This window comes from Bartonella pachyuromydis, from assembly GCF_039543065.1.
Taxonomy (GTDB): Bacteria; Pseudomonadota; Alphaproteobacteria; order Rhizobiales; family Rhizobiaceae; genus Bartonella; species Bartonella pachyuromydis.
The window spans coordinates 1-8,731 of the sequence record NZ_BAABJA010000023.1 but is presented as its reverse complement, the minus strand read 5'-3'; the positions used below and the strand labels follow the sequence as shown (position 1 = coordinate 8,731).

Below are 8,731 nucleotides of genomic sequence, written 5' to 3'. Positions count from 1 at the left end.
ATTATGATGTTTGAGATGGCAATGCTCTTACTGAGATGGTGAAAGATATTTTGCTGAAATTCTAATCGAGAATTTGTTTATGGGGATTGGGCCGATTGGCGAGAGAAACATCTTCAAGAAAATAAAAGCAGAACGATATTTTATACCACGAGGTTTGTTTATAAAGTGCTCTATGATACTTGTTTTGTTTACATCCTGTCAGGCAATTTGAAAATATTTTCTTTTTGCTGAAAACCATGTTACCGGTCATTTTGATCAATGTGTTTTTGCTTTTTTGTATCAGAAAATTTAAACAGAGGCTTTGTGAGAATGTTTTGTTCCCGTTTTTTTAAAAATCGTGAAATCTATGGACCGCTTTGTGTTGGTTTTGATCCGAGCCATAAAGTTTTGCGATCATGGAATTTAAGCCCTGATTATAGGGGACTTAGAGATTATTGTGATATCCTCTTAACAGCGGTTGTGGGTAACGTGGGTATTATAAAGCCGCAAGTGGCATTTTTTGAATTGTATGGTGTGGAAGGTTTGCAAGTTCTTAAAGAGCTGATTGAAAATGCACGCAAACAAGGTTTGTTGGTGATCGCTGATGCAAAAAGAGGGGATATTGGTTCTACCGTTGAAGCGTATGGCCAAGCTTGGCTTGGTTCAAGCAGTGCCTTTAAAGCAGATGCCATAACCGCCAATGCGTTTCTTGGTTTTAATGCTCTTGTTCCGATGATAAAAATTGCAGAAGAAACAGCAACAACAGTTTTTGTGGTTGTGCAATCCTCAAATCCAGAGGGCAAGGATATTCGCAATGCCCGCATTGGTGATCAACCCCTTTCTGTTCATTTGGCACAGTGCATTTGTGACTATAATAACCAGTCTTTGGAAAAAAATCATGCTGTTGGTCCTATTGGTGCGGTTGTTGGTGCAACATTGGGCAGTGAAGCAAAAGAGACAATCGAACAATTAAAAAACTGTTTGTTTCTTGTTCCTGGTATTGGTGCTCAGGGGGGAACAATAACCCAGCTGACAAAACAGTTTCCTCAAAAACTATGGCAGAATATTATTCCTTCTATTTCAAGAGCAATTACCGATGCTGGTCGAAAGAGTGTTGATTTAAAAATGCGTATTCATGATTTTGCTGAGCAGGCTAAAAACACGCTTATGTCTTAGAGGTTTTTGCAGAGACGATAAACTAAAAAAGCTCTTATAAAAGGGGCTTTTTAAAAGGGCTGGTTTCTGTTTTGCTAAAATCAATTGTTGTTTCTGCCTCTAAAGCAATCAGTATATGCTTTTCATGTTATGTTGAGAGAAGAGGAATATAAATGCATGGGGCGAATTGTTTTGAAGGAGGAAAAGGAGCATGTAGCAATTGTTGAAAACAGATTTAACAGAAAAATTACTCCGGTGAACAATAAGGAGAAACAGTATTCATGATGGGAGGGTGAATGGTTTGTGATTGAATTTAACCTGTTGATTTTTCTGTTAAATGAACCATTATCGTCAAAATGGATGTTTCAATGCTTAAAAGGGAATTGAATGGGAACTATCATCCTTTTAGCGTAAGAGTCGCTACAAAATGAAAGGTTGAGGAGATATGCTGCTTTGATTTTTCATTATTGCTCATAAATGAATGTAGAGAATCAATATAGAGGCTACTTTTCCAGATTGTATACCAAAAGGAAGATTGCATATGAGAGCAATTACTCTTTAAAACAAGATTTACTACAAAAATGAGAGATTGAGGGGATATGCTTCTCTGGTTTTTAACAGTGTTCGTGAATGTGTGAAAAAACACCCGTACGGAGTTTACTCCATTGTAAGTTAAGAGATCGATTTACAGAGTTGGCTTTTTTACCATATCTCAAATAATGTAGATTCCTACTGGTGTGGATTTGTAAACAATCTCACTTCTCTTGGTGGAGACACTACCTGCTGACCATTTTGTTTGCTTGCATAAAGTTCTATGGGCTGGATTTGCTTTGCCCTAAATAATCGGTTCTTTATGGTATAATGAAAGATCATTTAGGTTTTTGCATATTGAAGCAACAATTTTAAATATTGCGCGCTTTTCTCATTGCAAAGCTCTCCCATGGTGAAGCAAGCAAAATCATCTCTCTGTATGTCACAAATGAAATGCATGTGTGAGTAAAAACACCTGAAGATAAGAAAATGCTTGTTATGAATGGTCTTAAGAAAAAGATTGGGGCTGGGGGGAAAGAGAATGAGTGTGCTGGTTTGCACCTTTATAGTGCAAATTCTTATAGAGCTTATTATTTAAAGGTGATTGATATTGCTTTTCATAAAGCATCGGTTGGTGTGTGTTGCATTGGTGTATATTGGGCGTATCGTTGATAAAGTCATTGCAGGGGTTGTTTCTATAAGATAAGACACATAATATCTGTGAAGACAAATTGTTGTTAGAGAATCATATGTCATCATCACCGGAAAAAACCAAAGCACGTTTACCTCGTGGTTTTGTGGATCGCACGAGTGCACAATTATATGCAACGGAAACCATGATTGCTCAGATTCGTGAAGTTTATGAACTTTATGGTTTTGAAGCACTGGAAACACCGATTTTTGAATATACCGATGTGTTGGGCAAGTTTTTGCCTGATTCAGATCGCCCAAATGCAGGGGTTTTTTCGCTACAAGATGATGATGAGCAATGGATGTCTTTGCGCTATGATCTCACAGCACCTTTGGCGCGTTACTTTGCAGAGAATTTTGAAATTTTGCCAAAGCCATATCGCAGTTATCGCTTGGGCTTTGTGTTCCGCAATGAAAAACCTGGACCAGGGCGGTTTCGGCAATTTATGCAGTTTGATGCTGATATCGTTGGTACACAAACCGTTGCCGCCGATGCCGAAATTTGCATGATGGCAGCCGATAGTTTGGAAAAATTAGGCTTTCAGCATGATGATTATGTCATTCGTCTTAATAATCGAAAAATTCTCGAGAGTGTCTTAGAGTTGATTGGTTTGGGGGGGAATGATCAAATTGAAAAGCGCTTGGCTGTTCTTCGTGCTATGGACAAACTGGATAAATTTGGTCTTGAAGGGGTGCGTTTGCTGTTAGGCAAAGGGCGTTTGGACGAAAGTGGCGATTTTACAAAAGGGGCACAGCTTAAGGATAAAGACATCGATCGTATTCTTTCTTTGCTTACCGTAGAGGCTGCAACAGCAGAGGAAACACTTGATGCTCTTCGAAATGTTGTTGGGCAGAGTGAGCAAGGATTGGAAGGAGTGCGTGAACTGGAGGAGATGCAGGAAATTTTTGCCGCAAATGGTACTCAAAATCGCATCAAAGTTGATCCATCGGTGGTACGGGGATTGGAATATTATACTGGACCTGTTTTTGAGGCAGCTTTGCTTTTTGATGTTCTCAATGATGATGGACAAAAAGTGGTTTTTGGTTCTGTTGGTGGGGGTGGGCGCTATGATGGCTTGGTGGCACGTTTTCGTGGGGAAAATATTCCAGCAACGGGTTTTTCTATTGGTGTCTCACGCTTGATCGCCGCTTTGCAAAACATTGGAAAATTGTCTGTGAAAGAAAAGACGGGGCCTGTTGTGGTGCTGATGATGGACAAAGAACCAGAAATGGTTGCCTGTTATCAAAAAATGGTCATGCAATTACGTCATGCTGGAATTCGTGCTGAACTTTATTTGGGGGCAGCAGGAATGAAGGCGCAGATGAAATATGCAGATCGCCGTAACGCCCCTTGTGTGGTTATTCAAGGTTCACAAGAGCGCGAAAGCGGAAAAATACAGATCAAAGATTTGATTGAAGGGGCGCGGTTGTCTCATGAAATTAAGGATAATCAAACGTGGCGTGAAAGCAGACCAGCACAAGTGACGGTTGATGAAGAGCAATTGGTGCAAACGGTGCAAGATATTTTGGCAGCCCAAAGAAGCTAATGCTGAAATTTTTTTTAAGTGTTTGGCTGGATTTTCGCAATCTTTATTCAATTTTACAGATCTGTGCTTTGCATGTTTTGATGCAGTTGTATACGAGCGCAAAGACATATCATTCTTGAAAGATTATGCTGCCTAAAAGGAAATGTTTTTAAAAGGGAAAAAGGCGTTTTATGCACTATAAATCACCCCTTTTGAGAGGGAGATGAGGATATTTTGGTGAATATAGTATACGTGAAAGTTGCGTAATTTATATCATTACCGTTTAAAGGGTGGATGAATCCTTTATGAAATATTGATTGTTCATCTTCGCTTTAAAATTTACATTTTCACTTGTTGGTATAAAATTTTTTGTTTTTTGGTACGCCGCACAGAATTTAGCACGTGCAAATTATGCAGGAGCTCTAGAGTATTTTCTCGTAAAAGATTTGTGAATGTTTCACAAAGCAATAAAACAACTTAAATCGAACAATTTTTTACAGGACAATATTTGCCTAAATTGTAAGCTGCCTTGTTGGTAACTTATTGATAATATTTATTTTTTTTCATAAAATGAATTGCTTAGTGGAGAAATACAATGGTTCAATATGATTTTACTGTGCTCTATGAAAGAAATCCTTTTATTCTGATAAATCCTGAGGATATTGGAAAATCATTTAAGCTTCCTCCTTCACATTTTGGATTTGAAAATCTTCCGCAAATCAGCTTTTCAGGAGCGCCTGAAAGCCGGCGGATGCTTGTTGGACTGTCATTTATTGGCATGAAGAGTTTTTTGGTTATGTTGTGGCAAGTGGCGAAAATATCAGAGGAGGATGAGATGGACTTATGGTTTGATCAGGTAACATTAGATCATGATAGTCTCGATGAATTTTTGGTTTGTGACGCTTCAATTAAAGAAGCGCAATATCTGAGTTTTGAAAATTTTAAAAAAGGTCTCAACGAACTAGAACGTCATAAAATTATCGCAAAGGGGACAAAAGAAGAGTGTTATTTCATAAATCCAGATATTTTTGGGCTTCCGGAGCGTGATGAAGATTTTGAGTTCCATGAACAGGAAGAAGAGAATGCATTATTTGCGGTAGAATACTCAAATAAACGACTGCTTTAGCAGTTACTTTTAAAGCAAAACCTCCATCTTTAGAGGCAGTGATTTTTAAAGATAAAGTTTAGCGTGAACGGTTGTCAGATTAAAATGGTTCCCTCTGTGGAGGTATGCTTTATTATATGAAGGCTGTGGTTGAGCGGGAGTATGCTTTTTGATGTTTTCTAATGAGGATGGCGCAAAATTTGTTTTTTGAGGGTGTTGATGGGGGCTATGATGCGTTGGTTGCATATTCTTGTTGCATAAATATTATATAATATATTGATTTATAATGATAATTTATCGTTATTCGGATTGAATAATGGTCCCCCAATATTGTAAGATTTTTCCATTCCAAACTTCTTTCATGTTGCGTCAATCAAAATCATGCGCTTGCCATGTTATAAGTGGGATGAGTGTATGGTAAAAAACATAGAAGAAAGGCGTAAAAATGCTTTTTATAAATCTTTTTAGGTGCTAAGGGGTGTTGCAAATATTAGGGACGATAGATTTTTCAATTTAGCATTCATAAAATGCAAAAAGCATAAATTCCTCCCTAAGAAGGAATTTATGCTAGAAAGTTTGCATTTGATAAGTATATAACTAGTTTTAGAATTAATTTTTCAAGGTTTTTAAAACATTTTGTGGTGAAGAAATTTCATAGGGGTCTGTTGTACAATTATCTGAAAAACCTTTTTCTTCAAACCATTGTTCAATGACACCATCATTAATTACAGCGGCATAACGCCATGAGCGCATGCCAAAACCAATATTGTCTTTCGCAACCAGCATACCCATTTTGCGGGTGAATTCACCAGAGCCATCAGGAATTAATTTGACGTTTTTAATATTTTGCGCTTTGCCCCAAGCATTCATGACAAAGGCATCATTGACGGAAAGGCAATAAATTTCATCAATGCCGACTTTTTTAAATTCATCGTAGAGTTTTTCAAAATCAGGAAGCTGAAAGGTTGAGCAAGTAGGAGTAAAGGCTCCAGGAAGAGAAAAAAGAATGACCCGTTTTCCTTTGAAGTAGGTATCGCTGTTTACTTCTTGCCAGCGATAAGGATTATCTCCATCAACCGATTCATCACGCACACGTGTATGGAAGGTGGTGTTTGGAACTGTTCTTTTCATCATAATTATGCTCCTGTATTTTTTATGAAAATTGCACTTTAAGCAGTCTTGATATTTAAAGACTCTTTAAGAGAGGTTTAAGTAGTCCTTGCTCTTTCATTTGAGTGTGCAAATATTTCGTTACCTCGTCAAGTAGAATTAATGGTCGACTTTGACCGATATTCACTTTAAAATTAAAGAAAATATTTTAAAGGCATTTTTGTGATGATAAAGACAGTTTTAACCACGGCTTTTGCTGATCAAAAACCGGGAACGTCTGGTTTACGCAAGAAAGTATCGGTTTTTCAGCAGCCCCATTATGTAGAAAATTTTATACAGTCTGTTTTTAACAGCATTGGTTCTATTGAAGGGAAACTGCTCATTCTTGGAGGGGATGGACGTTATTTCAACAAGACACTTTTACAAACTGTGTTGAAAATGGCGGCGGCTCATGGTGTTGCTTGTGTGAAGGTGGGAAGAGGGGGCATTCTTTCTACACCGGCTGTTTCACATCTTATTCGCAAATATCATGCTCATGGGGGGTTCATTCTTTCCGCAAGTCATAATCCTGGCGGAAAAGAGGGGGATTGTGGTATCAAATATAATATTGCCAATGGTGGGCCTGCTCCCGATGCTCTGTGTGAAGCTATTTTTGCTGTCTCGCAACAAGTTTCTTATTATAAAATTTTTGAGGCTTCAGATATAGATTTAGAGCGAGAAGGGACAACTTCTCTAGGATCCATGCAGATTGATATCATTGATCCTGTGGCCGATTATGTTGCTTTGATGCAGGAGATTTTTGATTTTGATTGCATTACACAAGCTGTTAAGAGTGGGCTTAGTTTGCGCTTTGATGCCATGCATGCGGTAACAGGGCCTTATGCCTATGAAATTTTTGAAAAATGTTTAGGGTTTCCTGAGGGAACGGTGGTTAATGGCGTTCCTTTAGCAGATTTTGGAGGAGGGCATCCAGATCCCAATTTGGTTTATGCTAAAGATCTTTATGATTTATTGATGTCTGATCAGGCTCCGGATATGGGGGCAGCATCAGATGGAGATGGAGATCGTAATCTCATTATTGGACGGGGGCAGTTTGTCTCTCCTTCGGATTCTTTGGCTATTATGGTTGAGTATGCCCATCTGATTAAAGGTTATCGCCAAGGTCTTGTGGGAATTGCACGCTCTATGCCAACAACGCGTGCTGTTGATTTTGTTGCTGAAAAAAAAGGATTAAATTGTTTTGAAACACCAACGGGGTGGAAATTCTTTGGATCACTTTTAGATGCGGGAAAGGTGACTTTTTGTGGTGAAGAAAGTTTTGGAACGGGCTCGCATCATGTTCGCGAAAAGGATGGCTTATGGGCGGTGTTATTTTGGTTAAATCTTTTAGCCCTCACAGGGAAGTCTGTTGCACAAATTGTACAGCAACATTGGCACGATTATGGGCGTTTTTACACGTTACGTTATGATTATGAGAGCGTGGAGAGTGATAAGGCAGAAACGCTTATAGAGCAATTGCGTGCAAGTTTGCCACAGGAGGGGGCGGAAATTGCTGGGTTGCGGGTGGAAAAAGCAGACGATTTTACCTATCACGATCCCGTTGATCAGAGTGTGAGTACCAAGCAGGGTATACGTGTTTTTTTTGAGAATGGCGCACGACTTGTGGTACGCTTATCGGGGACAGGAACATTAGGTGCTACTTTACGGCTTTATTTTGAACAATTTGAGGGGGATCCTTGTAAACATCATCAAGATCCGCAAGAAGTGCTCCAACCTTTACAAAGAGCAGCACTGGAATGGTTGAACATAGAGCAGCAATTGGGGCGCAAGCACCCTGATATTATCACATGAGAGAGCTGTATGGCTTTTAAAGATATTTTGATGTTTTGGAGGAGGGGAGTTTGTTTTTTCTGTTAAAAGAGCTCGCCTTCAGTTTTGAGAAGATTGTGTTTTTTCAAGCTGAAGCATCGATTTGATTGCAAAAACGAAGTACTACTGGAAAAAATGGCAATATTAAAGCCAATGCACAAAATAGCTATCCCAAAATTCTGAAAGCTTGTCTTTTTCGCACACTTTTTGATTGAATAAAGACGATGCTGTCTTTTTTCATAGAAAATAGGATTTCATTTTTATTGTAAATTTCCTGAATTTACTTTATGAGTTAAAAGATGCTTTGATCGCATACGCGGCGATCAAGAGGGAACTGAAAGCCCCAAGCTCTAGCGTGTAAATAGCCCCACTGATATGGGTGTCCTAGGATGCCGAGAGTTTTTGCTATGTCTAGGTGTTTTAAGCACTAAAAGCAAAAAAGCTGACTAGAGCTCAGTACTTTCAGACTCCCGGAATACCAACGCGAGGGCGCTCGTAACCGGCGGGGGAAAAATGCAAGGTAAAAATCCTCATAACAATAAATTCATTGATCAATTCGTTGGTAAAAAAATTCGCTTCAGACGAAACATGCTGAAAATGTCTCAAAAACACTTAGGACATGCTTTAGGAGTAAGCTTCCAGCAAATTCAAAAATATGAAAAAGGATTAAATCGTGTTGGAGCTGGGCAGTTAAAGGAAACTGCCGATATCTTAAATGTTCCCATTGCCTTTTTTTACGCTGATCTCTTCACACAACAACATACTC

At 38.8% G+C, this 8,731-nt stretch carries 7 protein-coding genes; 6 read left to right on the top strand and 1 reads right to left on the bottom strand.

Going from position 1 to position 8,731, the window contains the following annotated elements:
• Positions 1-309: 309 nt before the first annotated feature.
• From pyrF to ABD917_RS08230, 4 genes are all read left to right on the top strand, one after another.
• Positions 310-1,155, top strand: a complete 846-nt coding sequence (gene pyrF, locus ABD917_RS08245) for an orotidine-5'-phosphate decarboxylase (protein ID WP_345119601.1) — start codon at positions 310-312, stop codon at positions 1,153-1,155.
• 999 nt (positions 1,156-2,154) lie between these two features.
• The gene (locus ABD917_RS08240) at positions 2,155-2,337 is read left to right on the top strand and encodes a hypothetical protein (protein WP_345119600.1); all 183 of its coding nucleotides are present in this window, start codon (positions 2,155-2,157) and stop codon (positions 2,335-2,337) included.
• A 77-nt stretch (positions 2,338-2,414) separates the two neighbouring features.
• Positions 2,415-3,902 (top strand): histidine--tRNA ligase, encoded by a 1,488-nt coding sequence (hisS, locus tag ABD917_RS08235; protein WP_345119599.1) that lies wholly within the window; start codon positions 2,415-2,417, stop codon positions 3,900-3,902.
• 574 nt (positions 3,903-4,476) lie between these two features.
• Complete coding sequence (locus ABD917_RS08230) at positions 4,477-5,007, top strand: replication protein (RefSeq protein ID WP_345119598.1); 531 nt, start codon at positions 4,477-4,479, stop codon at positions 5,005-5,007.
• A 588-nt stretch (positions 5,008-5,595) separates the two neighbouring features.
• Here ABD917_RS08230 and ABD917_RS08225 read toward each other — a convergent pair.
• Positions 5,596-6,120 (bottom strand): peroxiredoxin, encoded by a 525-nt coding sequence (locus ABD917_RS08225; protein WP_345119597.1) that lies wholly within the window; start codon positions 6,118-6,120, stop codon positions 5,596-5,598.
• 198 nt (positions 6,121-6,318) lie between these two features.
• Here ABD917_RS08225 and ABD917_RS08220 point away from each other — a divergent pair, with 198 nt between their 5' ends.
• Together ABD917_RS08220 and ABD917_RS08215 are read left to right on the top strand one after the other, a co-directional pair.
• Positions 6,319-7,947, top strand: coding sequence for an alpha-D-glucose phosphate-specific phosphoglucomutase (locus tag ABD917_RS08220; protein WP_345119596.1), 1,629 nt, complete (start codon positions 6,319-6,321; stop codon positions 7,945-7,947).
• A gap of 531 nt (positions 7,948-8,478) precedes the next feature.
• On the top strand, positions 8,479-8,731 hold a 253-nt coding region (locus ABD917_RS08215; protein WP_345119595.1), incomplete at its 3' end, for a helix-turn-helix domain-containing protein.